This is a genomic window from Anoxybacillus flavithermus (assembly GCF_002742685.1).
In the GTDB taxonomy this organism is placed as follows: domain Bacteria; phylum Bacillota; class Bacilli; order Bacillales; family Anoxybacillaceae; genus Anoxybacillus; species Anoxybacillus flavithermus_E.
Map to the genome: position 1 here is coordinate 16,695 of NZ_PEDM01000008.1, position 25,615 is coordinate 42,309.

The window sequence follows — 25,615 nt, forward strand, 5'->3', positions numbered from 1 at the left end:
TTGCAAGAAAATTATTGAAATTTTCTGTTTTTGTATGGTATGATATTCTTAAGAAATTTGAAACTATGTTTCGTCATACGCAACAAAAAAGGGAAGGGGAATGATGATGGGAGAATATGTACAAGTTGGACGTTTGCAAGTAGCCAGCATTTTTTATGATTTTATAACAAATGAAGTATTACCGAATAGCGGGGTAGATGCAAGCAAGTTTTGGAGCGATTTTGAGCAGCTGATTGAAGAGTTGACACCGAAAAATAAAGCGTTGCTTGCGAAGCGTGATGAGTTGCAAGAAAAAATAAATGAGTGGCATAAGCAACATCGTGGGCAGTTCGATTTTGAACGATATCAATCGTTTTTACAAGAAATCGGATATTTAGAGCCAGAAGTCGAGGATTTTGAAATTACGACAGAAAATGTCGACGATGAAATTGCTAAACAGGCAGGACCGCAATTAGTTGTTCCGATTACAAATGCGCGCTATGCACTGAATGCAGCCAATGCTCGTTGGGGAAGTTTGTACGATGCGCTATATGGGACAGATGTGATTAGTGAAGAAGGCGGTGCACAGCGAGGAAAAGGATACAATCCAGTGCGCGGTGAAAAAGTCATCGCTTACGTTCGTGCCTTTTTAGATGAAACGGTCCCACTTCACGGGTATTCGCATAAAGATGCCGTTCAATATGCTGTCGTAAACGGCGTGTTAACCGTAACGGTAAAAGATGGGCAAACGACAACGTTACGAGATGAGGGAAAATTTGTTGGGTATCAAGGTTCGCCTAAGCAACCGTCTGCCATTTTGTTAAAAAATAATGGTCTACATATTGAAATACAAGTGGATCGTAACCATCCGATCGGGCAGACTGATCCAGCAGGGATAAAGGACGTTTATTTAGAAGCAGCTTTAACAACGATTATGGATTGCGAAGATTCCGTTGCAGCGGTGGATGCGGAAGATAAAGTGCTTGTTTATCGTAATTTGCTCGGCTTAGTTCGTGGGGATTTAACAGCGAATTTTACAAAAGGGAATAAAATAGTGACTCGTGCCCTTCAACCGGATCGTGTGTATACGACACCAAATGGCGAAACGCTCACATTGCCAGGCCGTTCACTCATGTTTGTGCGAAACGTTGGGCATTTAATGACAAACAATACGATTTTGCTTGAAAATGGGGAAGAAGTGTATGAGGGCATTTTAGATGCTGTTGTAACGACTTTAATTATGAAACATTCGCTTCTCGGTAACGGAAAATATGTGAACTCAAGAAAAGGTTCCATTTACATCGTAAAGCCGAAAATGCACGGTTCAGAAGAAGTAGCATTTGCGAACGAATTGTTTGATCGGGTTGAAGACATGCTCGGTCTTGAGCGCAACACGATTAAAATTGGCGTGATGGATGAAGAACGACGTACGACGCTTAATTTAAAAAACTGCATTTATCAAGCAAGAAATCGAATCGTTTTCATTAATACAGGCTTTTTAGATCGTACAGGTGACGAAATTCATACGTCAATGGAAGCAGGACCGATGATTCGGAAAAATGAAATGAAATCATCGACATGGTTGCAAAGCTATGAAAAATCAAATGTAGCGATTGGGTTAGCAGCTGGTTTCCAAGGGCGTGCTCAAATTGGTAAAGGAATGTGGGCGATGCCTGATATGATGGCGGAGATGCTAAAACAAAAAATTGCTCATCCGCAAGCAGGGGCAAACACAGCGTGGGTGCCGTCACCGACTGCAGCGACTTTACATGCGCTTCATTATCATAAAGTTGACGTATTTGCGATGCAAGATGAGCTGAAGAAAAATGTGAAAAACTATCGTGATGACATATTACAAATTCCTGTCGCAATCCATCCAACGTGGACGCCTGAGGAAATTCAACAAGAACTAGATAACAATGCCCAAGGTATTCTTGGCTACGTTGTTCGTTGGATTGACCAAGGTGTTGGTTGTTCAAAGGTTCCTGATATTCATAACGTTGGTCTCATGGAAGATCGAGCAACGTTACGTATTTCGAGCCAACATATTGCGAACTGGTTGCATCATGGAATTTGCACAAAAGAACAAGTACTGGAAACATTGAAGCGAATGGCAAAAGTTGTGGATGAGCAAAATGCGAATGATCCATTGTATCGACCGATGTCAGCTGACTATGATCAATCCGTTGCTTTTCAAGCGGCATGTGATCTCGTTTTCAAAGGATATGAACAGCCAAACGGCTATACGGAGCCGATTTTACATCGCCGTCGTTTAGAAGCAAAAACAAAATATGCACATGTAAAACAATAGTAAATGGAGGGCATTCTATACGGGTGCCCTCGTTATTATGTTAAAGGTGGGAAACATATGGAAAAAGATTCGTTTGTGAAATCAGTGAGTAGAGCGTTGCAAATCATGGATATTTTAAGTAATGAACGTCATGGAATGGGTGTAACCGAAATCGCAAAACAAATAGGAATTCATAAAAGCTCGGTGTACCGGTTGTTGTCGACGCTTGTTGAGTATGGGTATGTCGAACAAGACGAAGAAACAGAGCGCTATAAACTTGGCTACAAGCTACTAGAAATGAGTTCAAAGTTGTTGGAATCAATTGATTTGCGTAAAGAAGCAAAACCGTATTTACGCGAGTTAGAACAAATCACGAATGAAGTCGTGCATCTTGTGGTGTACGATCAAGGGGAAGTCATTTATATTGAAAAATTGGATGGGAACGAAACATTGCGCATGCATTCGAAAGTTGGAAAGCGAGCACCGATGCATTGTACGGCTGTTGGAAAAGCGATTTTAGCGCATTTGCCTAAACATGTTGTTATGGACATTTTAGAAAGAAAAGGATTGCCGCCACATACGGACTATACGATTACAGATCAACATATGTTTTTTCATGAGTTAGAGCGTGTTCGCGAGCTTGGTTATGCGCTCGATTTAGAGGAGAACGAGTACGGCATCCGTTGCATAGCGGTGCCCATTTTTGATCATACAAAACAAGTTATTGCCGCAGTAAGTGTTTCCGGACCGACGATTCGTATGACAGATGAGCGGCTTGAACAACTTCACATACAAATGAAAAAAATCGGCAAGCAAATTTCTGAACGGCTTGGATGTCGATGAATAATGTATACGTTTGGCCTCTAGTCATAGTATAATGTTAAAAAGGATGTTTAAGGAGGCCACTTTATGGCACAACGTGTTGTGAAAACAACATATTTGTTAGGACTTTTGTTTTTTGTTGCCGCGCTCGTTTATTTTTTTGCTTCAAATTGGCCTGAACTTGGAAGATTGACAAAAGTCAGTATTGGTATCGGGTTTATGGTGTTGTTTTACGCGACGAGCGCAACGGTTTTTCGTCGCCATTTTTTAAGTAAATGGTTGTTTATTTTTGGGGCGATTACGTTTGGGATTTGTGTTGCATTAATTGGGCAAGTGTATAATTCACACGCCGATAGCTTTTTATTGTTTTTCATTTGGTTCATCCCTACTGCCGTTTTGGCATGGTTTACTCGCTATCGATTTCTTTCCGTATTTAGTTTCGGATTGTTGCAATTGACATTTTGGTTTTACTACTTTCCGTCTTCGTATCAAATTGAACGAGGGGAATGGACATCATTTTTTCTTTTGTTGCTTTTTGCCGTAGTCAACGGAATCATTTCGTTTCTTGGGCGCCCATCGATTGTTTCTAATTTAGCTTATATAGCCATGCACGGTTGGTTATTCGTTATATTTGTACAAGGAATTTCCACTGATCAGTTTCATTTTTGGTCATATGCATATGCTGTTATTCTTGTTTTGTTTTTAATGTATGTAAAAAAACAACCGTATTTTATATGTACGGTGTTGTTTACAGGTATGTTTTGGGTTGTGCAATATTTTCGTTTTGTTGAACGGCATTTTAGTGGTAATTGGTATATATTTGGGCTTGTATTGGCTGCCGTTATCGTTTATATAGGGATTTATGCGCTTCGTTGGATGAAAAAACGAAGCAACGGAAAAGTAGAAAAAGTTTTCCTTGTCGCTTTTCAAATCATTGTTACAGGGGTAGCTTCGGTTATTGCGATTGGAAGTATCATGCAGTTGTTGTCGTTTTGGTTTGATGTGTTTTCCCCTTATTGGTTGTTCAGTATATCTGTTTTTTTGTTTGTTATTCCGGGATTGTTATGGAAGAGATGGAACGATGTTGTTCGTTACACATTGCTTGCGATCGGATATATACTTGGAGCTTTTAGTGTAACAGAGGTTTCCTTTATCGTAATCAGTGTATATATCGCTATATTATTTATTGTTTCATGGCGAATGTCGGCAGGGGTACGAGCGATGACGAATATGGCAGTTTCGCTTTATTTCGCCATGATGATGATTGATGAGTGGAGTGACATTCGTTTTACGTTATTTACTGTATTTGTTTTTTACGGCATCATTTATTGGATGACAAAACATACGTATGAGCGACTCGTTTTCCTCGTTTTTTCATTCGCTACGCTTCTTTTATTAACGAGTGCTGATTTAGTCGTTGTGGATTGGGCGTATGTTGTATGGAATATACTGTTTCTTGGATTTGTTGCCCTTGTTCTCTTTTTCCGTACGAATGAGCGAGAACAATGGGTTGCTTGGGCATATACATGTTTATTTTTAGCGTTAAAGTATTATGAATGGGTATGGGACTTACTGCATAAATCGATCACTCTAGCAATTGTTGGAGTATGCTTGTTTATCTTGGCAGCGTTTGTACAACAAAGAAAAGCGATTTCGTTTTCTGTTACGAAGCAAAAATGGTTGCCGCTTTTCGTTGTTATGATTTTGCAGTTTGCTTTTATCGTCTATGTGACGTTTGACAAAGAACAACATATTCAATATGGTCAACAAATTAAATTGCAACTTGAGCCAATTGATCCACGCTCACTCATTCAAGGGGATTATGTTCGTCTTCAATACGAAATTTCAACGATTGAAGGGATCAATGAATGGGGGAAAGTGCAAGTCGTTTTACGAAAAGATGAAACAGGAATCCATCGATTAGTTGGCATTTATTCGCTAAATGGAAAAAAACGCAATTCGGATGTGTATCAAGAAGGCGATGTGTTAGTAAACGGACATATATATGGAAATACAATCATTTATGGAATTGAAACGTATTTTGTCCCTGAAAAAACAGGAGGGGAGATCCAACTCCATGCTCGCTTTGCCTATGTACGTGTAAGTAAGACAGGAGATGCGTTATTAGAAAAAGTGTCTGAACGGTAAGATAGAACCGCCGCCTCATACGGAGACGGCGATTTTTATGGCGATGTTTAGCTTTAAAATACATTCTTACTTTCCGATAAACATTTGTGTCCAATAGTTCCCGTTTCCGTCGAATCCGACACCGATATGGGTAAAGTTGCGATTTAAAATGTTCGCTCGGTGTCCAGCACTATTCATCCACGCATTAACTACTTCTTGAGGTGTTCGCTGCCCTTTCGCGATGTTTTCCCCAGCCGTTCGATAAGAAACGCCAAAATCGCGCATCATATCGAAAGGAGAGCCGTATGTTGGGCTTGTATGCGAGAAATAATTATTTTTTCGCATATCTTCCGATTTCTTCTGGGCGACCGAGCTGAGCTGCGCATCAGCACGTAATGCTGGCAGTCCTGCGCGAGCACGTTCTTTATTTGTTAAGTCAATTACTTGTTGGGCATATTGACTAATTCCAGTTGTTGGTGCTGTTTGTCTTGGTTGTTGCTGAGTCGGTTGTTGTGTTTGTCTGTTCGGTTGTGTCGGCGTCACCTGATTTGGACGTTGATACGCATTTGGTGACGGCGTGTAAGGTCTTGGTTGCACATACATTCTTTGTTGTTCCGTTAACGATCGTTCAATTTGTGTGCGTAAATTTGCAGCATCCTTTGGATCTATTGGAACAAATTTATAGCGAGCTTCTTGAATCAATATCGCTTTTGTATGCGGATATTGATCACTTGATAGCGTCGTATGCAACGCGGAAATGTTGGAACGGTTGTTCATATCCATTGCGTTGTTACAGCCAACAATGGCAAGTAAACTTAAGGCGGCAATAGATTTCGTTAGTTTTGTTATCATTTGTGCATCCCTCCCATCTGTTTTGCATGATTAGTTTTTACGTTTATGCACAAAACTAAAGATGGGAATGGTTGAGAAATGTTATGTTCGTTTTAATGCTGCACGAATCACTTCAGCAATCATTCCAACAATGATACCGAATGCTGAAATAACAAGAAAAGAAATGATGCTTGTCAGATCACTCCATCCATCGTGCATACGAGTGATGGAAATAAACAAGACGTAAATGATTCCGATTACGGAAAAAGCAGAAGATATGATCGCCCATATTGCTTTTCCAAAAAAACCAACGATTCCGATGATACATGATAAAATAAAGGATATAATCGCAAAGCCAATGAGTTGCTTAAAGTCCAACTCGATGCTAAGCAATAAGCGAGATGCGGCAAGCGTACAAAAATAAAGAAAAAACAAAAAAGTGCCAACGCCATACCACTATTTCGAACGACTATCAGGAAGCTTAAACATCGCTGTCACTCCTTTTTTATTTTCTTTATTATATCGCATCGTTGATTTTGTTGAATAGAGAAAAAATCCTTTATTGCTTATTGTCGTTATCTGCAATAGAATGATAGAGTCAAAACTGTACATGATAGGTGAATACATTTTATGAAACGATTATTTACGGTATATGTGACGCTCATCTCTTTTCTTGGATGTGCATTATTTTTATATACATGGCCGTTTTCAGACGTGAACGTACAAAACGAATGGTTTTTGTTATTGTTGTTTGCTGGGGCTGTTGTTTTGCTTAGTAGATATACGATATATTTGCCGCCGAATGGAAATGCTTTTACGTTAGAGTCGTCTGTTTACCTTGCTTTGCTTTTTACTCATGGATTGCACTTTTCTTTAATCATACTTTTAATAAGCAGTTTTGTAATGTACTTTTGGTATCCACGAAAAACGTCATGGTTTAACCGTGTATTTAATTTTTCTGTTTATACAATGATGATTTGTGGGAGTTATTATGCTTATATCGTTTTTGGGGGCGTTGTCGGGAAGGTTTCCATTTACGATTTTGGATCCTATATCGCTTCCTTTGCTGCTTTTTTTGTTTTAAACGTATTACTTATGACCATATATTTTTCATTGCGCTCATCTACTGAGTTTCGTTTGATTTTGTTAAATACTATAAAAGAATTAATATATATTTATATGGTAGAATTGACAGCCTCACTTATCTTGGCCATTCTTTTCATTTATCTTGGCCATTCTTTTCATTTTTGATACCATATTCGGTTTGCTTTTATATATGTCTATTATGTTGCTACTTTCAGCATTTTTTAGGCAATACTCCCATTTGTACGAGAGATTGGCAGACGATAAGGCGTACATTGAAAAATTACTTAACTCTTTACCGATTGGAATTATCACAATGGATGAAACTCGTTCGGATTATTTTATTAACAAATCAGCTATGTTATTACTATGCTTGGATCAAAGAAAAATAAAGGAGAAAATTAGAGAGGGATCGGAAGAAAACCGTTTGTTTTGGAATCTACTTACATCTCAAGATTCTTTTCAACAAGTAAAAATATCATACGACTCAGATGAGGGGGAGAGGGAATTTTTGGTCTCTAAAACAGATTTAATTATTCCACATAAAGAGCCAATTGGACGTATTGTTTTCTTTCTCGATGTTACTGAAGCTGAGAAAATTTCTAGACGAATACATCAATCGGAAAAGTTGGCGTTAATGGGGGAAATGGCGGCGAAGGCAGCGCATGAAATTCGCAATCCGCTTGCGGTCATTCACGGCTTTTTAGCGTTTATGAACGAAAATTTACATGAACGCGATCGTGAACAATATCATATTCCCCTTTTATTAAAAGAAATTGATCGCATCAACGCAATTGTCGAAGATATGCTTCTGATCGCCAAACCGAGCGCACCGGTATTGAAAGAGGTGTATATAGAAACGATCGTTCAAGACGTTCTTTCTCTTTTTCATCAAACATTAGAGGCAAAAGGTATACGCGTTCACGTGCGCCTTGATCACGTGCCGTTACAGCTTGATTCAAAACAAATGATGCAAGTGTTATACAATTTGCTTCACAACAGCATCGAAGCGATGGAAGAAGGCGGAACGATTTGCATATATTCCGATGTCGATGAAACGTACAACATGTACATGTACGACTCTGGAAGCGGCATTCCGACACATATGAAGGAGGCGATTTTTGAACCATTTATCACAACGAAATCGTCAGGGACAGGATTAGGATTAACGATCGTCAAACGAATTATTGAAAATCATGGCGGAACGATTGCGCTTCATGACAGCTCGGAACAAGGAACGACGTTTGTTATTAAGCTACCCATTCGACGGTAGAAAGAGAAAGAAAAAGAGGTGTCCGTTACGGGCACCTTTGCTATATATTTTTTATTTCCATATAGAAGGCAGTTAAAAATTTTTTTACGTTAATTCGGCATTTTGTTGCTTTTTCCACAGCTTCTAACTCTTGCATGCGCAGGCGAATTTCTTCAAAATCAAACAGGCGTGGGGCGAAATGCTCAAATGTCGGGTTGGTGTAATCGGCTAACCCGAGTGACGATAAGTGTGTAAACGCTTGTAGCACCATACGGCGGATGCGCTGTTCCATCGCGCGTATTTCTTTTTGCACAAGTTGCTCTTCTTTATACACACGTCGCACCATTTGGGCATATAGCTCTTTCAATGGCGGTAAGTCGTGAATTGCTCGTCCTTGTTGCTCTTGTTCCGAAAGCCAGCGCATAATGGCTAATAAATCGGACGCTCCTGATTCGCCAGCGATGCCTAAGACGAGAAGGAGCTGCCGTGCCTTTTGTTCACTCGTCGCTTCGTGGGTGGCGAGTGGTTGTTTCGTTTTTTCTAGCTTTTGCAATAGGCGGCGGATCGAGTCAAGCGATGAAGCGACAGAAAGGTAGGCGGCGACCCGTCTTAAAACGGAAATGACTTCGTAACGGTTAATCGGCTTATGAATGTACGTATCGATGCCGTGCAGATACGCTTGCCCGATCATTTCTTTATTTTCTACTTGAGAAATCATGACAAACGGACCCGTAAACCCTTGCGCGCGCAACTTTTTCATCGTTTGAATGCCGTCAAGCCCAGGCATAAGTAAATCGATAAGGACGACATCGACAGCATATAGCTGATCGATCGATACATCTAGTCCATCTTCCGCTTGCCCCACAACTTCTCCAAGTCCGCTTTCATGAATCATTTTCTCTAACATTTTTCTTATAACCGCGTCATCTTCAATGAGAAAAAAGCGCATGGCATCCTCTCCTCACAGTTGTTTGCTAGGAATGTTGATTTGAAATTGTGTCCGACCATGTTCATCGGTTGTTAATGCGATTTTTCCGTTGAAACTATGAACAATTTCTTTTGCGTGCGTCAGCCCAATGCCAGTGGACGGGTTGCCGTGTTCATCGTATTTCGTCGTAAAGCCGAGCTGAAACACCCAATCGCGTTCGTCTTCCGGGATTCCAGGACCGGAATCGGTGACGGTAAAGGCAAGATCGCCGCCATCAAGCTCGGCGCGAAGATGAATCCATCCCGATGACGGAATCGCCTCTACCGCATTGGCAACTAAATTATTTAAAACGGAAAGAAGAGCGTAAACGTGCCGAGTCGATAAGTCGAGATCGCACGTCCATTTTTATTGGTTGGCGAAAAATGAGACTTGGAAACGAAAATTGAAACAGCTAACCCTCGCAACCGTGGTGTTGCTGATGACGTCGCTATCGTATGCTGCAATTACGTTGGGGAAAGAGGGGAGATGCCACAGCCGCCAAATGGTGCGGGACAACTACCAAACGGCATGCAACGTATGGGGCAATCCGAGAACAGCGGGAATACACCACCACAACTGCCGGAGTTTAAAGGTGAAGGTGGGATCGGCATCGGAGAAACAGGCAATCGCGGAATCTTTCGCCTGTTTAACCAACAGCTTTCCGGACAAATTAGCTGGTTATTACCGTTTGTTCTTTTTAGCACGATTGCGGTTGGGTTATCGATCCGCAAACAGCGGATGTTTACCATTTCGCATAAAGTAGCGGTATTTTGGTTGGCATGGCTCATTCCGATGATGGGATTTTTCAGTATTGCTGGTTTTTTCCATCGCTATTATTTAAGCATGATGGCACCAGCGATTGCAGCGCTTGTGGCGATTGGTAGTGTGTTATTATGGGAATTTTACAAAGAGGGCAAACAACAATGGCTGCTTCCAAGTTCGTTTTTGGCGACATTTTCATTAGAAGCGTACATTCTTTATCAAAATAAAGCGGTGATGTCAACTATCTGGATATGGTTCGTCGGCTTATTAGGGCTCGCTTCGTTTGTTTTGCTTCTTGCATTTCGGCAGCATACGCGAATCGCCTACTATGTAAAAATAGCTAGTTTAGTTGGACTTCTGCTCATGCCGTTTTATTGGGCGCTCACACCTATATTGTACGGCGCCAATAGCATGATTCCAGCAGCAGGTCCGCAAACAACCTTCGATGGCCGACAAGATGGGCGGATGATAGGGGGGTGGAAAGAAATGAAGCAAATGAGAAGCTCATTCAATATTTAGAAAAGAACTATGATGGAGAAACTTATTTAGTAGCGACGTTCCGTGCGACAGAAGCGGCACAAATCATGTTAAAAACCGATAAAGCGGTCATGGCAATGGGTGGATTCTCCGGAAACGACCCAGCATTGACGGCTAAAAAGCTAGAGAACTTAGTGAAAAATGGGGAAGTAAAATATTTTCTTCTTTCTGGATTCGGCGGCGGTCAAAGCAATAATGACATTGTCGAGTGGATTCAAACACACTGCAAAGAAATACCGCAATCCGAATGGAAACAATCCAGCGATACACAACAGTCGTTTGGGAGAGACGGTGCAGAAAAGCTGTATAAATATGAAGGATAGGAGGAGAGAAACGTGGTGAAATATTCGGTCGTGATTCCTGTCTATAATGAAGCGCTTGTGATTCGTGAAACGTATAAGCGATTAAAAAGAGTAATGGAACAAACGGACGGAGCGTATGAGCTATTATTTGTCAACGATGGTAGTAAAGATGAAACGCTTGATATGTTAAAAGAGCTTGCGGTTAGAGACGATACAGTGAAATATTTGGATTTTTCCCGCAACTTTGGGCATCAAATTGCAATTACAGCAGGGATGGATTATGCTTCTGGGGAAGCGATTGTCATTATTGATGCAGACTTGCAAGATCCGCCAGAGTTAATTTTAGAAATGATTGAAAAGTGGAAAGAAGGGTACGATGTCGTCTATGCAAAGCGAACGAAACGAAAAGGAGAAACGTTTTTTAAAAAAGCAACTGCCTACGCCTTTTACCGGTTATTACAGGCAGCGACGGAAATTGATATTCCGCTTGATACGGGCGATTTCCGTTTAATCGACCGAAAAGTGCGCGACGAGTTAGTAGGAATGAGAGAGCGGAGCCGGTTCGTGCGCGGGCTCGTGGGCTGGGTTGGCTTTAAACAAACGGCGATTGAATATGAACGCGACGAGCGGTTTGCGGGGGAAACAAAATACCCGCTCAAAAAAATGATTCGCTTTTCACTTGACGGCATTACGTCTTTTTCATACAAACCGCTAAAGCTTGCCAGTTTGTTAGGGTTTTTGCTTTCGTTTGTTAGTGTCGTTTGGATGATAGCTGTCTTGTATTTAAAATTGTTTACCCATTCTACCGTCACGGGCTGGTCATCGCTCGTGATGACGGTTCTTTTTTTCAACGGTGTTGTCCTTATAATGCTTGGCGTAATCGGAGAATATATCGGTCGCATTTACGATGAAGTGAAGCATCGCCCGCTCTATATTTTAAAAGAAAGCTGGGGAATCAGACGCGGAAATGAAAAGGTACCATATTATGTGGAATGAAAAAATGATGCTTGTTCGCTTTGCCGTTGTTGGGATAGGAAATACACTCGTCGACTTCGTAGTATTTTTCTTTCTTGCTTCGATAGGAGTTCCGTATGTTTTTTCCCAAGTATGTTCTTATACCGCAGGTATGATGAATAGCTATGTTTGGAACCGCACATGGACGTTTCAAGTACGAAAAAAAGCATCTGTTCAAGAGTTTCTTCAGTTTATTTTCATCAACCTTGTATCGTTAAGCACGACAATCGTTTTGCTGTATTTGCTGCATAAATTAGCAGAAATGCAGCTATTTAGCAGTAAAGCCGTGGCGACGGTTGCAGGCATGGCAGTTAATTTTGCGGGAAGCCGTTTTTGGGTATTTGAAAGAGGGAGAAGGTAATCATGTCCATCCCGCACATCAATGTCTATCAACAACGCTTAAAGAAGTAGATGAAGCGGTTTAATGGCAAAACCCATGGTGCTCGTAGCATCATGGGTTTTCATGAGTAAATAGTCATTTAAAGACTACGAAAAACGACTGGGGGAATTTAAAAATGATGTTCAAAAAATGTTCATTATTTACAACTACAAAACTAGAAAAATAGTTTTATTATAAAAGTGAGGGGAGTGAATGACGGATGAAAAATGATTGGCAATTGAAAAATGAACAAGAAATAAACGATGTAGTTGAAAAGGCGAAGGAAACGTTTCCTTTTCTTCAAGATGATCAGCTCATACAACATCGCGCTCAATTGTTTAAAGCACTTGGAGATGAAACACGTTTGCGCATTGTTGGTATGTTAATGCACAGCGATTTATGTATGTGTGAGATTACAGCTGCCTTGCAGCTACCTCCATCGACTGTTACGCATCATTTGAAATTGCTTGAGCGAGGAAAAGTCGTACATGTATATAAACAAGGAAAATTTACAATTTATCAACTAAATCAAGAAGTGGTCATGCCACTTATGGAAGAAAGAAGAGATATTCATGTTTAACATGTTTGCGGATTGGTTAGTTGAAGATGTATTCGGACTGTCGATCACTTCAAAGTTTGGAGGAGCGCTCCATTTTTTTATTTATGATACGTTAAAAATTCTTTTTTTATTGTCTGTTATGGTGTTTGCCATTTCGTTTGTACGTAGCTATTTTCCGCCTGAAAAAGTAAAGCGATGGATTAGCGGGAAGAAAAAAGGAATTGCGAGCGTACTAGCAGCTTTGCTTGGTGTCGTATCGCCATTTTGTTCGTGTTCAACCGTTCCTCTTTTTATCGGATTTGTCGAGGCAGGCATTCCGCTTGGGGTGACGTTTACCTTTTTAATTTCGTCACCGATTGTCAATGAAGTCTCGCTTGTTATGTTGTTTTCGATTTTTGGATGGAAAATTGCGGTGTTGTACGTCTTGTTTGGCGTATTATTAGCCATTATCGCTGGATGGGTGATTGGAAAGCTAAAATTAGAGAAATATGTCGAGCCATATGTGTTTAATATTCAATTAGGGGAATCTGTTGTCCAAGAAATGACGATGCGTGAGCGATTCATATATGCAAAAACAAATGTCATCGATACTGTAAAAAAAATATGGCTATTTTTGCTCATTGGAATCGGCATCGGGGCATGGATTCACGGTTATGTTCCTGAAGATTTACTCGTTCATTATGCAGGAAAAGAAAGCATATTTGCCATTCCTGTTGCGGTCATTCTTGGTGTGCCACTATATTCGAATGCAGTTGGATCACTTCCGATGATTGAAGCGTTAATGGGGAAAGGAGTGGCGCCGGGAACGGCACTTTCCTTTATGATGGCGATGACAGCACTATCGTTCCCAGAGATGGTGTTGCTTCGCAAAGTGATGAAACCGCAACTTATTGGCATATTTGTTCTTATTGCAACCACTGGCATTATCGCCATTGGCTATATATTTAATGCGATATTGTAGGAGGATGAAAAAATGGTGATTAAAGTGTTAGGAACAGGATGTAAAAAATGCAAAGAGCTCGAACAAAACGTTCGAATGGCGCTTACGCAATTACAATTGGATGCACAAGTAGAAAAAGTAGAGGACATCGCAAAAATTATGAGTTATGGCGTAATGAGCACACCGGCACTTGTAGTAAATGAAAAAGTTGTATCGGCAGGAAAACTGTTATCTGTTGACGAAATAAAAGGGTTGTTGAAATAAAAAGAGGGCGCTTGTTTCCGCCCTCTTTACTTTATCGGTTGTACGTTTTCTTTTTGCACGTCTAACGTTCGCGGATGTTCGTCCATGTAAGGTTGCAAATATGATTCTCGCACTTCATGACGCATCCAACCCATCAGTGCAACGATGAGAACGAAACAAATGACTGATGCATAAAATACATTTTGTGTATCTTTTTTCGTCACAATATATAAAAGTCCACATAGGACGATCGTCAATAAAATGGATACGAGTAATAAAACTGTTAACAGCAAATCATCGCCCATAAATAGAAGCACGATATCGCGGCGGAACGATATGAGCAATAAAGAGCCGAACAATAATTGTAGCAACGTGATCCAAAACGTCACTTTCACTCCGCCCATTTTTAACGATTGCTCGACGTCAGATAACGGCTGTTTCTTTTGCTTCCATGCGAAGTAAAAATACATATAAAATCCACCAGCAGCTAAGCTAGCTAAAACGAAATGCGCATATCGCTGCCAAATTTGTGGGTAATAAAAGAGACTATGGAAAAATCCGTTCGCACTTGACCATTTTTCTGGGTACAACATCGAAACGATATTGACGATAAAAATCAACGGAATAAACAGTAAAATAGCGGATGCAACAAGACCGACGAAAAAGTGCAATCCTTTTTTATTTTCCCATTTTTCCCACGAAAATTTATACACATACAAAAGAAGAAAGGCAGTAATTAATAAGACGATAATGCTGATCCATGCTTTTCCAATGAGCAACGTTGATGTATAAAAATATTGCGTATAAATGACGCTAACGATTAAAAGAGGGGCAACGCCGAGTACGACCGCAATACTTTTATGGATGGAAGCGTGAAACGAACAAATACGCGCCATATCATCTAACCGTTTCGATTTTTTTACAATTCCCGCACCTTCAAGAGCGACTGCTCCAGTTGCAAACGATAGTGTAAAATTAACAAATACAATGTGAAGAATAAACGTCAATACGATCAAAAACTCAAGTAATGATAAGTTACCCGGTATTGGTAAAGGAAAATCAGGTGGGATGGCTAATTGTAATATATGCATATGTGTCGCCACTCCTTTCTAATTTTGTTCGTTAACTACTTTGTATAAATAAGCTGCAAGCGCTTCTACTTCTTCTTTCGTTCCGACGAACGGCGGCATCATCGGACGAACTTGATGCATTGATGGAATAAATGCTTCGATGCTTTTTTGTGGCCATCCTTGTAGACGGTTAGCAAGCGCTCGTTTCGAACGCCAGCCATCGATTGTATGACAAGCTAAACATTGTCCTTCATAAATTTCACGACCAGCTTCGATTTTGTTTTCCTCCGTAATTGTTTTCACTTTGGCGATCGTTGAGTGAGCCAAATAGCCATCTCGATTCATCGCTTCCGCTTTAGCGGCAGTAATGCCGTTAACGTACATATAGTTGTAAATAATGTACGGCTTGCGAATTGATTCGCGAACAACTTCAAACTCTCCAATGAAACCGATAGCTGAAATAAACATCGCTAAAGCAAGGACAGCCGGCAGTTTTTTCGGACGAATGACAAGCCATATGAGAAAAACGACGATTAAAGCAAATGCGATGAGATTTAATACGTTAAACGTTTGTTCAGGTAAACCGGTTGACCAAACGATTAATTTCGCTGCTTGTTCTGGAATTGATTTTAAATACCAAATGCCAAAAATAAACGTTGCTGGTAGTGAAATCGCTCCCCAAATAGAGAAAATACGAAAAAGCGGCAGGCGCACGTCTTTGTCTTTAACAAATAAGCGCACAAAGATTGTAAATAATGAAATCGCTAACGTAACGGCTAAAAATGTTCGAAATGCTAAAGAAGGTAAATACGTTGGATTAAAAAAGGCGTTCCAAAACGAAAGCGTTTCGACCCAACGACCTGGTGTGAGCTTTGCTGCTAAAATTCCTGTAATGATCGCCATCGTAAGCCATGAAAATACTGCAAGCGTGATCCCGATGTTCAAATGTTTTTGTTTTTCCTTTCCTTTTTTCCATTTCTCCCACGTGTAATAGTAAATAAGGAGTAGTACAACTTCACCGATAAATATGACCCATTCTGTCACCCACGCCCAGAAAAAAATACGCAATAAAGACCCGATGGAGTCTGGTTGAATGACCATGGTCGATAGCCAAATACCTACTCCTGTCATTGCCCCGACTGTTGTTGTAATGATCACAATCCATTTCGTTAGTTGCTTTGCTAGCTGATCGAGCTTCGCATTTTTCGTCTGCATAGCGTAATACTCGGTCGATACGACGATAGCTGTTGCACCGATCGCCACTCCATGGCTAATGAGAACATGAATAATGGCAATGAGGGCAACGATATTCCCGTTTCCAAACCATGGGAATTCTACAATAGGAAAATCCACTTTCATTCATCTCCCTTCGTTTTTTTGTTCGTTTTCACTATAGCAACCGTTTTTGAAGTACAAATGATTATTTTGTGAGAAATGTTTTCGAAAAGTATTGCGATTTTGTGACAGATTGTTATACAATCCAGCCATTAATACAAAATGTAGAAAGAAGTGGTTGGATGAGCGCGATCATTTTGTTTTTATTAGCAGGCCTTGCCGAAATTGGTGGAGGGTATCTTATATGGCTTTGGCTTCGTGAAGGAAAACAAGTCATGTACGGAATTGCTGGGGGAATATGTTTAGCGTTATACGGTGTCATTGCGACGTTTCAATCGTTTCCATCGTTCGGACGAGTATATGCAGCATATGGAGGAGTTTTCATTATTTTATCTTTGCTATGGGGGTGGGGGATCGACAAAAAAACGCCAGATTTGTATGATTGGATTGGAGGCGTTATATGTTTAGTCGGTGTGGCAGCCATGCTTTGGGCACCAAGACAGTAAGGGGGATCAACATGCCTTTAACATATGAACAAATTGTACGAGTTTGTAAACAAATTAATGAAAAGCATATGCCGAATGGACAAGCGTTTGTTGACGCAGTCGATAAGTGGTTGGAACGGTACGAAGGAGAAAATGGGAAGGAGTTTATGTTTGTAGCCTTTAAACAATTGCTTTTTCTTGTTGATGAACATATTCGTGAGATTGAGCGAAAGGTAAACATTCGTTCAACTTGCGCAAAAGGTTGTGCATATTGTTGCTACTTTCCGATTATTGCAACGAAGGCAGAAGCGAAATGGATTATGATGAAAATCACCGAGCTACCTAAACAGGAACAGGAGCGGATTGATCAACATATACAATGGTATGGTAAACATTATGCTGATAAAATAAAGAGAGTGAACATGTTAGATTTTACAGAAGATCGTCGCTTTAAAGAAACGTACATGAAAGAACAATTGCCATGTATATTTTTAAATCAAGAAACAAATACATGTCTCATTTACGAAGTAAGACCAATGCCATGTCGTACGTACTTAAACTACTGCTCGCCAAACGTATGCGCCGAATCGTATATGCCTGACGAACCGTTTAGTTATGAATTTTTATATGAGTTTTATATTGAAGCGCTTCACGATCTCATTCAAACGCTCGTTTATGAAGGAGAAGATATCGGGATTGATTATCCAGACGACTTGTTTGACATGGACTATTTGTTTCGTTTTTTTGAATGAAAAGAAATAAACCTAGCACTTATCAAAGCGCTAGGCATTGTTACTTAAATCAGCTGTTCATACACTTCGTTTAAATGATAAACACGAACAGCGTCTTGTTCTTCTTTTGCATATTTCATTTCTTGACGCAGCATACGATCTAAAAATGCTGCTTCTTTTTGTGATAAGTCGCGGACGAATTGCTCTTCATTTTTGTACGGTTTACTTATTAGTTTTTTATATAAATGAATGGCTAGCGCGTGATGGCGGTCAGCATAGTTTGCTAATGCTTCACGCAAATAAGCTAACGTTTGATTCAACCGTTCCACCTCCTTAAACAGTAGGGTGGGCGGTTTTTTGATCAAATATGTGTGCTATGTAAAAATCTCTTGTAAAATAGGGTCTTCATCAAGAAGTTCGATTGCACGCTTTCGGTATTGTTCATCATGAATATACGTATAACGGTTTGGCTTGATTGTTGGTGCAATGTTGATGGCCTGGCGATACTCTTCCTTATTTAACTGTAATGTTTTGACGTAGTCAAATAATCCGGTACGTGTAAACACTTTTGTGATGCGTTCAGCTCGATGTTGTTGGACACGCGCCATGATATACGTAGCGATCCCAACTTGAATGCCATGCATATGTGGTGATGAGCTGATTTTATCAAGCGCATGAGAGATCAAATGTTCAGACCCGCTAATTGGCGAACTATTCCCACTAATGACGGTTGAAATGCCGCTCATCGTTAAAGAGCTAATGAGTTCCTTTAGAAAAATAGGATGTTTAATATTTTGCATGGGCGTACGAATGAAGCTATTGACCGCTTTTTTACTAATCATCGCTGCAAAAGCGTTTACCCGACTGGCGCCTTGATTTTGTTCAAATTCCCAGTCATATAACGCTGTAATGTTCGACATTAAATCGCCTACTCCTGCTAAAATAAAACGATCCGGAGCTTGTTGAATGATGTTTAAGTCAGCTAAAATGCCGAACGGTACTTTAGCGGGAACGGTTGTTTTTTTACCATTGACAAGTAACGAGCAGTTTGTGCTTGCAAATCCGTCATTTGACGCAGATGTCGGTATGCTAAGAAACGGCACTTGTCGTAAAAATGCCATATATTTGCCGCAGTCAATGACTGCGCCACCACCCATTGCCATCATGACATCACAGTGGGGAAGTTCAAACGCTCTTTTCATAATGTCTACGATATCAAGATGTGGTGGTAAGCAGACAGGATGAACAGCAGCAGATGCAATGGCTCGCTTCATTTCTTTCTCGTACGTTTGGTAAGTGAAATCATCAAATAAGATAACAGCTTTGGAAAAACGATACGTTTTCATTAGCTCGTCTATGCGCCAAATGACACCTTCGCCAATTTCAAGAATGGATGGAATTGGGATGTTCATTTCAATACTCCTTTTTCTTGTAAATAACGTTCAACATCCGCAAACGTGTCCACAGGAACAAAAGGAATATGTTGTTCGCGTAACAATGATTGTAAAGTGCCTTTTGCAAACGTTACATCGGCTACTTTTGCTGCGTGAACATCGGGTTCGCTATCGCCGATAAAATAAACCGTTTCATACGTTTTTTTTAGTGTACGAACGACGCTTGATTTATCGATGCCATATCGTTCTGAATAATGAATATGATTCGGATCGATGCGCATATGAATATTTTTGTCATGATAATATCCTTCGTTAGAAAAAATGTCAACGCCACGTATATCGTACTTTTTTAAAAGGTGGCGAATATAGTAATCGGTTCCGGCGCTTAATACATAAAAATCACCTTTGCTTTGTTGGACGCGTTCGATAAAAGGTAACACTGTTTCATCAATCGGAATTTGATAAATATCTTCGATGATTTTTTCTTCATCTTGATGAATAGATGTAAATACGGTGCTTAAAAAGTCGATATCTTTTATTTTTCCGGCACGCCATTGTTGAAACAACTGTTTACCATCAGGAAAATATTTTTCAATAACAATCCAGTAAAAGTCTTTATGCGAAATCGTTCCGTCAAAATCAGAAACAAATGCCCATTTGTTCATTCGTGAACCTCCGTTTTTCCTGTTATTATATGCATTTATTAAAGAAATTCAATGGCTTGGGCAACATCATAGTCGCTTCGTTGTAATGAGGTAGATTGTCCAAGAATCATTTTGGCTAGTTCGAAACCAACGTATGGTCCTGCAGTCAAACCGGATGCCCCAAGACCGTTTGCAACATAAAGCCCTTCGATCTGTGGCACGGCACCGAATACAGGTAAAAAGTTTGGTGCGTGAGGTCGGAAGCCGACACGTGTTTCTACGTGAGTCCAATCAGCAAGATGGGGGGCGACGGTTAACGCTTTATGTAACACTTCATATATTCCACCAGCAGTCACGCGACAATCGATGCCAACACCATCTTCATGTGTAGCTCCAACGACAATTTTTCCTTTTGGGAAAGCGAGTATATATTGGTTGTTTGGTGGCATGACGACAGGCCAATGATCAGTATGGTGCTCAAGGTTTTGTAGATGGACGATTTGTGCCCGCTGTGGGGTAATGAGAAAATCAATACCTAGTGGCAAAAGTAATGATTTTGCCCAAACACCTGCTGCAACAATGACTGCATCCGCCTCATAACGATCGTTTGCCACCATGGCACCAATGATGCGCCCGTTTTCATACAAAAGGGTGGCACTTCCTTTTATATATGTTGCCCCTAATTGAATAGCAGCATGAATAAGAGAACGTCGCAATGCACGTCCGTCCACCCGAGCCGCTCCGCTCACATATAGCGCTTCGTATTCGTCACTTAATACAGGAAATCGTGTTTTTACTTCTTGTGGGGACAAGCGATTAATTTCCCCGATTTCAGGAGCTTCTTCGCGTCGTTTATACACACGCTCTTCCATACTTTGCAATTTATCAGAATCATGATGTAAACAAATGGCTCCGACACGTTTGTATCCTGTTTCGTGGCCGTATGTTTGTAATTGTTCGATGAGACGGGGATAAAATGCCGCACCGCCTTTAGCAAGCGCATACCACTTTTTATTTCGCCGTTGTGACGTCCACGGACAAATGATTCCTGCTGCTGCGTCTGTTGCTTGCCCTCGGTCTTCACGGTCAATAATCATAACTTCTACCTTTTCTTTTGCGAGATGAAAAACAACAGAAGCGCCAACAATTCCAGCGCCGATGACAATATAACGATTCATTGTTCACACCTTTTCTTTTGTTGTTTTGTACCATTACAATAACATAAGACGACGAAAAAGCAAGGGCAACCCCTTGCTTTTTCAATAAAACCACTTAGCCATTTCATAATATAGTGGCATGCCGATCGTTAAGTTAAACGGAAATGTAAGCCCGAGTGCCATGCCAAGATAAATCGCAGGATTCGCTTCAGGAACAGATGCGCGCATCGCTGCTGGAGCAGCAATATATGAAGCACTTGCAGCAAGCACGCTAAGTAAAATGGTTCCTCCTAAAGATAGCCCTGAATAATAACCGATCACCACTCCTAAAAACCCGTATACAGGAGGTAAAAGAATACCTAATGCGAGCAGTTTGATCCCATATTTACGTACGGCTGCAAGCTGATTTCCTGCTGTTAATCCCATCCCGAGTAAAAAGAGAACGAGAATACTTGGGTATAAATCAATAAACAACGGTTTCACAATCGGAAGAGCGCGTTCGCCGCTGATTAATCCAACGAGAAGGCTACCGACCATTAAAAAGACGCTTTTGCCAAATAGTCCTTCTCTAATGATCGGTCCATATAACGATGTAGCCGAGAAGCGATATACCATTTCTTGTTTATATGAGCGACTTTCTAACAATTTCAATATGACAAGCGATACGATAATTGCAGGACTTTCTAACAGCACGACAAAGGCGTTCATGTAACTTTCGTACGTCATATTTGCTTGTTCAACAAAAGCAATTGCGGCACCAAATGTAACGATGCTAACAGATCCGTAAGTTGCTGCAATGCCGGTTGCATTTTTGCGATCAATGCCAAGACGACGGCAAATCGCGAACGTAATAATTGGAATAATGATACCAAGCGACAACGTTCCAACTAACGGGCGAACGAGTTCATGAAAAGAATGTTCCGCAAGCTCAATGCCACCTTTCATTCCGATTGCGATTAACAAATAGATGCTTAACGATTCATTTAACCCGGTAGGTAATTTTAAATCTGATTTGACGAGAGCAGCAATAATGCCGAGAATAAAAAATAAAATGGCTGGCGATGTTAAATTGTTGATAATCATTTCTTGCATAGCAATTCTCTCCTTCTATTTCTTTTTTATATTCAACAAAAAAGCCGGAAACATTTTTCGATTTGGTCGAAAAATATTTCCGGCGTATCTTTTACTGACCGTAATCGGCCTTTAAAAGATCAACCTTGTATATCGACTGGCTCTTGTAATAAAAAGACGATCATTCGTTCCCCTGTTTTTGTGCTAATATCTGTATGCATGCTTGTTACTTGCTTACCTGTTAATGTATAAATTATTTGCTTTAATTGCTCGCTACCTGATTCAATTAAATCTGCGCGAATACGTTTAATGGACAACATTCCTTCTTTTGTTTCGCACAATACTTTTTCAGCAGGAGTTAAAATGCCGCGCAACTGTACGATGACCATATTTCGTAAAATATCTGTTTTCACAGAGAGTGGACCGCGGCCTAAATATTCTTTTTCCCATTGGGTGAGCGCGCGACTAATTTGATCTTCTAGTTCTCCTTTTGTTTTCACGTTGATCCCCCTTTAGAAACAAAAAGCGGCATGCCTCACATATAGATTGAAGTGAAACATACCGATATATTTTTAGCTCAACACGTTTCGGCGTCCGTCCTTTCGTTTTCGCCATGCCGACATGTCAAAAACGCTAAGACAAAACAAGGAAACGAGTTTGCTATTAATCGTTCGGTGTAACAATTTGTTTTTAATTGTATAAGGCTTTAAAAAGTATGTCAAGGGAAAAGATTGATGTCATACATGTATATGCCATGGTAAAATGAAAGGAAAGGGTTAGAGAATGGGGGAGAAGGTTTGGTACTATATTTTATTGTAAATCCTTCAGCGAAAAATGAGAAATGTAAAGAAATATGGAGAAAAATCGAACGAACACTTCGAGATCAGCACATTCGTTACCATGTTGTATTTACACAAAAACAAGGAGACGGAATGAAGCTAGCGAAACAAATGGCTGGACAAACACATGAACCGTTTATATTAATTGCAGTTGGTGGAGACGGAACGATCCATGAGGTGATGAACGGTGTTGAAATGTATGATCATGTCACTGTCGGATACATCCCAGCTGGAACAGGAAATGATTTTGCTCGAGGGATAAACATCCCGATCAAGTGGAGAAAAGCGCTTAGTCAAATGTTATTACGTGTGAAGGATATGCATGTTGAACTGTATGATATCGGGACGTTTAAAGGGGGGAAACAAGGTGTTTTTGTGAACAGTGTCGGTTGTGGATTTGATGCACATATTTCAAGAAAAGTGAATGCGTCAAAATGGAAACAAATTTTAAATCGCTTGTACTTAGGAAAGTTTGTTTATGTCTTTTATTTATTAAAGGAAATTTTTTTATATAAACCAACAGTCATACAATTAACAGTTGATGAAAAACAATATACGTTTTCCAATGCATGGCTTGTCACCGTTGCGAATCATCCATATTACGGTGGTGGAATGAAGATTGCTCCATTTGCGCAGTCAAATGATCAACATTTTGATGTCGTTGTTGTCGACAATATATCACGTTTCAAATTACTCGCCTTATTTGCGACGGTGTTTTGGGGTGGTCATATAAAGATGAAAGAAGTACATACGTTTCAAGGGAAATATATTCATATTTGCAGCAATACGTCTCTTCCTCTCCATGCAGATGGCGAGCAAATTGGTGAAGGTGACATTACGATTTCAGTAAACAAACAAATACGCGTCCTTAAGTAGTACGCATAAGAAAAGAGTAAAAGGCTCTTATCGCTAAGAGCCTTTAATACTTGTTTTGCATATGCCGCAATATTTCATAGGCGCGATCGCCAAGAAGTGCAAGGAGCTCCTCTAACATGGTGTCTCGTTGTAAATCAAGTTCAATAATTTGTTTCGCTAAATCTACCGCTTTCTTTTCCATTGGCAATCTCCTTTCGAATTTGTTCATATTTTTTTCGCAGTTCTGCTAATGTCCAATGATGTATTTCTCCTCCTTCATGCAGTTTGTCGATATAAAATTGTTTTTGTTTCATCGTTATTTGCAGAAGGGTTCCCATGTTCTTTCCTCCTTCCGTCATTTATTTGATAATCATTATATCTATTCTCTATATTGTAAACAGCATTTTTGTTACTTTTTATAACATGAATAATGAATTTTGTTAATTTTTATAACAAAATTCATTTCAATATTCATAAAATACAGTATATTAATGTTATGAAATGTAACGTGCATGAGGAGGATGAGGATGGAATCGTATAAACATAAAAAAGTCATTTCGATTGGTATTGTTAGTGAGTTAACAGGTTTGTCACCGAGACAAATTCGGTATTATGAAGAACGCCAACTTATTTTTCCTGATCGATCAAAAGGGACGAGAAAGTATTCCTTTGCTGATGTTGAATGGCTTGTTGAGATCGCAAACAAACGCGAGGAAGGAGTGCAAACACGAGAAATTCGTTATGAAATGATGAAAGAAATTCGTGAAACGATGAGAAAAGGACAAATCAACGCGCATTTTCGTTCTCGCATGTAATTTTCTCTTCTCCATGTTATAATTGATAGTGGAAGGAGAATGGCCATGTTTATGGAGTTTTCATTCGATGTATTTACGTATGTATCGCTCTTCAGTATGTTCGTTGTGGCGATGATGTGCTATGTGACGCGACAAGCGAATTATCCGATCTCTATTCAACGATTCGTTCCATACGATGTAAACGTCTGTGTGAAGACGGGCGATGCGTATAGATATATGTCGTTACACGTGCGATTTGTTACATTTCAACAGCGGAAAATTCCGATCGATGAACGATCGTATGCGAGTGATGAAGAAGGAAGGACACTCCTTGTTTGCTTATGATAACAAACAAGGAGGAGTAAAATGATGAAAAAATGGATTATTTTGTTTTTTGTATTTTTATTAAGTGCATGCAATCGAAATGTACCAATTACAGAACATAGTCAAGGTGTATGGGATCATTATTTTGTTTACCCAATGTCAAAGCTATTACTGATGCTTGGACACACATTTCAAGAAAATTACGGGCTTGCGATTATTGCATTAACAATTGTTGTCCGTTTTGGATTGCTTCCGCTCATGATTAAACAATTTCGTACGAATATTGCGATGCAACGCATTCGCCCAGAAATACAAAAGCTGCAACAAAAATATAAAGGCACAGATATGGAGACACAACGAAAGCTGCAACAAGAAATGATGCAACTATATCAAAAACATGGTGTCAATCCAATGAGCGGTTGCTTGCCGATTTTTATTCAAATGCCTATTTTTATGGCTCTATATTACGCCATTTCGCGTACAGAAGAAATTAAACTACATTCATTTTTATGGATGCAACTTGGTCACCGTGATCCGTATTTCATCATGCCGATATTAGCAAGTTTAACGACATTTATTTCAATGCGTTTATCTCCATCTGCCACAACAACAGAAGCGGCGACACAAATGAAAATCATGTCATACATTATGCCTGCGATGATTTTTATAGGGGCAAGTTCTGTCCCTTCCGCTTTATCGCTATATTGGGTCGTTGGTGGATGTTTTTCAATTATTCAGTCGCTTGTGATGCGTGCGCAATGGAAGAAGCATCAAGTAGAAACTGCCAAATAACCTGCTCGCTAGCTGAGCAGGTTTCTTTTCGTCAAGG

30 protein-coding genes and 1 pseudogene are annotated in these 25,615 nt (G+C 40.1%); 18 read left to right on the top strand and 13 right to left on the bottom strand.

Features of this window, described 5'->3' with window-relative positions; all coding sequences use genetic code 11:
* The first annotated feature begins 106 nt into the window (after positions 1 to 106).
* The 3 genes from CS060_RS05715 to CS060_RS05725 all read left to right on the top strand — a co-directional run bounded on the left by CS060_RS05715 (position 107) and on the right by CS060_RS05725 (position 5,239).
* Positions 107 to 2,290, top strand: a complete 2,184-nt coding sequence (locus CS060_RS05715; protein ID WP_035047465.1) for a malate synthase G — start codon at positions 107 to 109, stop codon at positions 2,288 to 2,290.
* A gap of 57 nt (positions 2,291 to 2,347) precedes the next feature.
* Positions 2,348 to 3,112, top strand: coding sequence for an IclR family transcriptional regulator (locus tag CS060_RS05720; RefSeq protein ID WP_035047463.1), 765 nt, complete (start codon positions 2,348 to 2,350; stop codon positions 3,110 to 3,112).
* 66 nt (positions 3,113 to 3,178) lie between these two features.
* Positions 3,179 to 5,239, top strand: a complete 2,061-nt coding sequence (locus CS060_RS05725; protein WP_099668769.1) for a GDYXXLXY domain-containing protein — start codon at positions 3,179 to 3,181, stop codon at positions 5,237 to 5,239.
* A gap of 66 nt (positions 5,240 to 5,305) precedes the next feature.
* Here CS060_RS05725 and CS060_RS05730 read toward each other — a convergent pair whose 3' ends face one another.
* Both CS060_RS05730 and CS060_RS05735 read right to left on the bottom strand, forming a co-directional pair.
* Complete coding sequence (locus CS060_RS05730; protein ID WP_035047461.1) at positions 5,306 to 6,070, bottom strand: CAP domain-containing protein; 765 nt, start codon at positions 6,068 to 6,070, stop codon at positions 5,306 to 5,308.
* 81 nt (positions 6,071 to 6,151) lie between these two features.
* Positions 6,152 to 6,484: a permease gene (locus CS060_RS05735; protein WP_231563574.1), complete on the bottom strand. Its 333-nt coding sequence runs from the start codon at positions 6,482 to 6,484 to the stop codon at positions 6,152 to 6,154.
* A gap of 195 nt (positions 6,485 to 6,679) precedes the next feature.
* Between CS060_RS05735 and CS060_RS14300 the strand changes: the two genes are divergently transcribed.
* Positions 6,680 to 7,300: a hypothetical protein gene (locus CS060_RS14300; RefSeq protein ID WP_257211123.1), complete on the top strand. Its 621-nt coding sequence runs from the start codon at positions 6,680 to 6,682 to the stop codon at positions 7,298 to 7,300.
* Between the two features lie 343 nt (positions 7,301 to 7,643).
* Positions 7,644 to 8,405: a two-component system sensor histidine kinase NtrB gene (locus CS060_RS14305; protein ID WP_231563572.1), complete on the top strand. Its 762-nt coding sequence runs from the start codon at positions 7,644 to 7,646 to the stop codon at positions 8,403 to 8,405.
* Between the two features lie 40 nt (positions 8,406 to 8,445).
* Here CS060_RS14305 and CS060_RS05745 read toward each other — a convergent pair whose 3' ends face one another.
* Positions 8,446 to 9,333, bottom strand: a complete 888-nt coding sequence (locus CS060_RS05745) for a response regulator (protein ID WP_035047459.1) — start codon at positions 9,331 to 9,333, stop codon at positions 8,446 to 8,448.
* A 12-nt stretch (positions 9,334 to 9,345) separates the two neighbouring features.
* Positions 9,346 to 9,717: pseudogene (locus tag CS060_RS05750) on the bottom strand (ATP-binding protein); the annotation flags it as partial.
* 24 nt (positions 9,718 to 9,741) lie between these two features.
* On the opposite strand from CS060_RS05750, the gene CS060_RS05755 reads away from it, so the two are divergent.
* The 7 genes from CS060_RS05755 (at position 9,742) to CS060_RS05780 (ending at position 14,108) form a co-directional block, all read left to right on the top strand.
* The gene (locus CS060_RS05755) at positions 9,742 to 10,632 is read left to right on the top strand and encodes a hypothetical protein (RefSeq protein ID WP_231563570.1); all 891 of its coding nucleotides are present in this window, start codon (positions 9,742 to 9,744) and stop codon (positions 10,630 to 10,632) included.
* A complete protein-coding gene (locus CS060_RS14315) occupies positions 10,590 to 10,973 on the top strand; it encodes a mannosyltransferase YkcB-related protein (protein WP_231563568.1) in 384 nt (127 codons plus the stop codon). The genes CS060_RS05755 and CS060_RS14315 overlap by 43 nt, the downstream gene beginning before the upstream one ends.
* A 12-nt stretch (positions 10,974 to 10,985) precedes the next feature.
* Positions 10,986 to 11,948: a glycosyltransferase family 2 protein gene (locus CS060_RS05760; RefSeq protein WP_035047457.1), complete on the top strand. Its 963-nt coding sequence runs from the start codon at positions 10,986 to 10,988 to the stop codon at positions 11,946 to 11,948.
* Positions 11,938 to 12,327 (top strand): GtrA family protein, encoded by a 390-nt coding sequence (locus CS060_RS05765; RefSeq protein WP_082180265.1) that lies wholly within the window; start codon positions 11,938 to 11,940, stop codon positions 12,325 to 12,327. Before CS060_RS05760 ends, CS060_RS05765 begins: the two co-directional genes overlap by 11 nt.
* Before the next feature lie 238 nt (positions 12,328 to 12,565).
* Positions 12,566 to 12,925 carry an ArsR/SmtB family transcription factor gene (locus CS060_RS05770; RefSeq protein WP_035047453.1) on the top strand — a complete coding sequence of 120 codons (360 nt, stop codon included), beginning with the start codon at positions 12,566 to 12,568 and terminating at the stop codon, positions 12,923 to 12,925.
* Positions 12,918 to 13,865, top strand: a complete 948-nt coding sequence (locus CS060_RS05775; RefSeq protein WP_035047450.1) for a permease — start codon at positions 12,918 to 12,920, stop codon at positions 13,863 to 13,865. Before CS060_RS05770 ends, CS060_RS05775 begins: the two co-directional genes overlap by 8 nt.
* Positions 13,866 to 13,877: 12 nt before the next feature.
* The gene (locus tag CS060_RS05780; protein WP_099668770.1) at positions 13,878 to 14,108 is read left to right on the top strand and encodes a thioredoxin family protein; all 231 of its coding nucleotides are present in this window, start codon (positions 13,878 to 13,880) and stop codon (positions 14,106 to 14,108) included.
* 26 nt (positions 14,109 to 14,134) lie between these two features.
* Here the strand turns inward: CS060_RS05780 and CS060_RS05785 are convergent, their stop codons facing one another.
* Together CS060_RS05785 and CS060_RS05790 are read right to left on the bottom strand one after the other, a co-directional pair.
* A complete protein-coding gene (locus CS060_RS05785) occupies positions 14,135 to 15,178 on the bottom strand; it encodes a cytochrome ubiquinol oxidase subunit I (protein WP_099668771.1) in 1,044 nt (347 codons plus the stop codon).
* Positions 15,179 to 15,196: 18 nt separating this feature from the next.
* Entirely contained in the window at positions 15,197 to 16,516 is a 1,320-nt protein-coding gene (locus CS060_RS05790) for a c-type cytochrome (protein WP_231563564.1), read from the bottom strand.
* Positions 16,517 to 16,674: 158 nt separating this feature from the next.
* Between CS060_RS05790 and CS060_RS05795 the strand changes: the two genes are divergently transcribed.
* Entirely contained in the window at positions 16,675 to 16,998 is a 324-nt protein-coding gene (locus CS060_RS05795; protein WP_035047447.1) for a YnfA family protein, read from the top strand.
* An 11-nt stretch (positions 16,999 to 17,009) separates the two neighbouring features.
* Positions 17,010 to 17,729 (top strand): YkgJ family cysteine cluster protein, encoded by a 720-nt coding sequence (locus CS060_RS05800; protein WP_035047445.1) that lies wholly within the window; start codon positions 17,010 to 17,012, stop codon positions 17,727 to 17,729.
* Positions 17,730 to 17,773: 44 nt separating this feature from the next.
* On the opposite strand, the gene CS060_RS05805 is transcribed toward CS060_RS05800, so the two are convergent.
* The 6 genes from CS060_RS05805 to CS060_RS05830 all read right to left on the bottom strand — a co-directional run bounded on the left by CS060_RS05805 (position 17,774) and on the right by CS060_RS05830 (position 22,474).
* The gene (locus tag CS060_RS05805; RefSeq protein WP_099668772.1) at positions 17,774 to 18,028 is read right to left on the bottom strand and encodes a sigma-G-dependent sporulation-specific acid-soluble spore protein CsgA; all 255 of its coding nucleotides are present in this window, start codon (positions 18,026 to 18,028) and stop codon (positions 17,774 to 17,776) included.
* A gap of 54 nt (positions 18,029 to 18,082) precedes the next feature.
* Positions 18,083 to 19,120 carry an iron-containing alcohol dehydrogenase family protein gene (locus tag CS060_RS05810; RefSeq protein WP_035047443.1) on the bottom strand — a complete coding sequence of 346 codons (1,038 nt, stop codon included), beginning with the start codon at positions 19,118 to 19,120 and terminating at the stop codon, positions 18,083 to 18,085.
* Positions 19,117 to 19,767: an MtnX-like HAD-IB family phosphatase gene (locus CS060_RS05815; RefSeq protein WP_035047441.1), complete on the bottom strand. Its 651-nt coding sequence runs from the start codon at positions 19,765 to 19,767 to the stop codon at positions 19,117 to 19,119. The genes CS060_RS05810 and CS060_RS05815 overlap by 4 nt, the downstream gene beginning before the upstream one ends.
* Before the next feature lie 38 nt (positions 19,768 to 19,805).
* Positions 19,806 to 20,924 carry an NAD(P)/FAD-dependent oxidoreductase gene (locus CS060_RS05820; RefSeq protein ID WP_035047438.1) on the bottom strand — a complete coding sequence of 373 codons (1,119 nt, stop codon included), beginning with the start codon at positions 20,922 to 20,924 and terminating at the stop codon, positions 19,806 to 19,808.
* An 81-nt stretch (positions 20,925 to 21,005) separates the two neighbouring features.
* Complete coding sequence (locus tag CS060_RS05825) at positions 21,006 to 21,995, bottom strand: sodium-dependent bicarbonate transport family permease (protein WP_035047435.1); 990 nt, start codon at positions 21,993 to 21,995, stop codon at positions 21,006 to 21,008.
* Between the two features lie 119 nt (positions 21,996 to 22,114).
* Entirely contained in the window at positions 22,115 to 22,474 is a 360-nt protein-coding gene (locus CS060_RS05830) for a Na-translocating system protein MpsC family protein (RefSeq protein ID WP_035047432.1), read from the bottom strand.
* A gap of 297 nt (positions 22,475 to 22,771) precedes the next feature.
* Between CS060_RS05830 and CS060_RS05835 the strand changes: the two genes are divergently transcribed.
* Positions 22,772 to 23,689: a diacylglycerol/lipid kinase family protein gene (locus CS060_RS05835; RefSeq protein WP_035047428.1), complete on the top strand. Its 918-nt coding sequence runs from the start codon at positions 22,772 to 22,774 to the stop codon at positions 23,687 to 23,689.
* 43 nt (positions 23,690 to 23,732) lie between these two features.
* On the opposite strand, the gene ykzB is transcribed toward CS060_RS05835, so the two are convergent.
* The gene (ykzB, locus tag CS060_RS14115; protein WP_180271061.1) at positions 23,733 to 23,870 is read right to left on the bottom strand and encodes a protein YkzB; all 138 of its coding nucleotides are present in this window, start codon (positions 23,868 to 23,870) and stop codon (positions 23,733 to 23,735) included.
* Positions 23,871 to 24,195: 325 nt separating this feature from the next.
* Here ykzB and CS060_RS05840 point away from each other — a divergent pair, with 325 nt between their 5' ends.
* From CS060_RS05840 to yidC, 3 genes are read left to right on the top strand one after another with little or no spacing between them, the layout of a single operon-like run.
* Positions 24,196 to 24,483: a MerR family transcriptional regulator gene (locus CS060_RS05840; RefSeq protein ID WP_006323413.1), complete on the top strand. Its 288-nt coding sequence runs from the start codon at positions 24,196 to 24,198 to the stop codon at positions 24,481 to 24,483.
* 45 nt (positions 24,484 to 24,528) lie between these two features.
* Positions 24,529 to 24,807 carry a hypothetical protein gene (locus CS060_RS05845; RefSeq protein WP_035047425.1) on the top strand — a complete coding sequence of 93 codons (279 nt, stop codon included), beginning with the start codon at positions 24,529 to 24,531 and terminating at the stop codon, positions 24,805 to 24,807.
* A 24-nt stretch (positions 24,808 to 24,831) separates the two neighbouring features.
* Positions 24,832 to 25,578 (top strand): membrane protein insertase YidC, encoded by a 747-nt coding sequence (yidC, locus tag CS060_RS05850; protein ID WP_035047489.1) that lies wholly within the window; start codon positions 24,832 to 24,834, stop codon positions 25,576 to 25,578.
* The last annotated feature ends 37 nt before the right edge of the window (positions 25,579 to 25,615 follow it).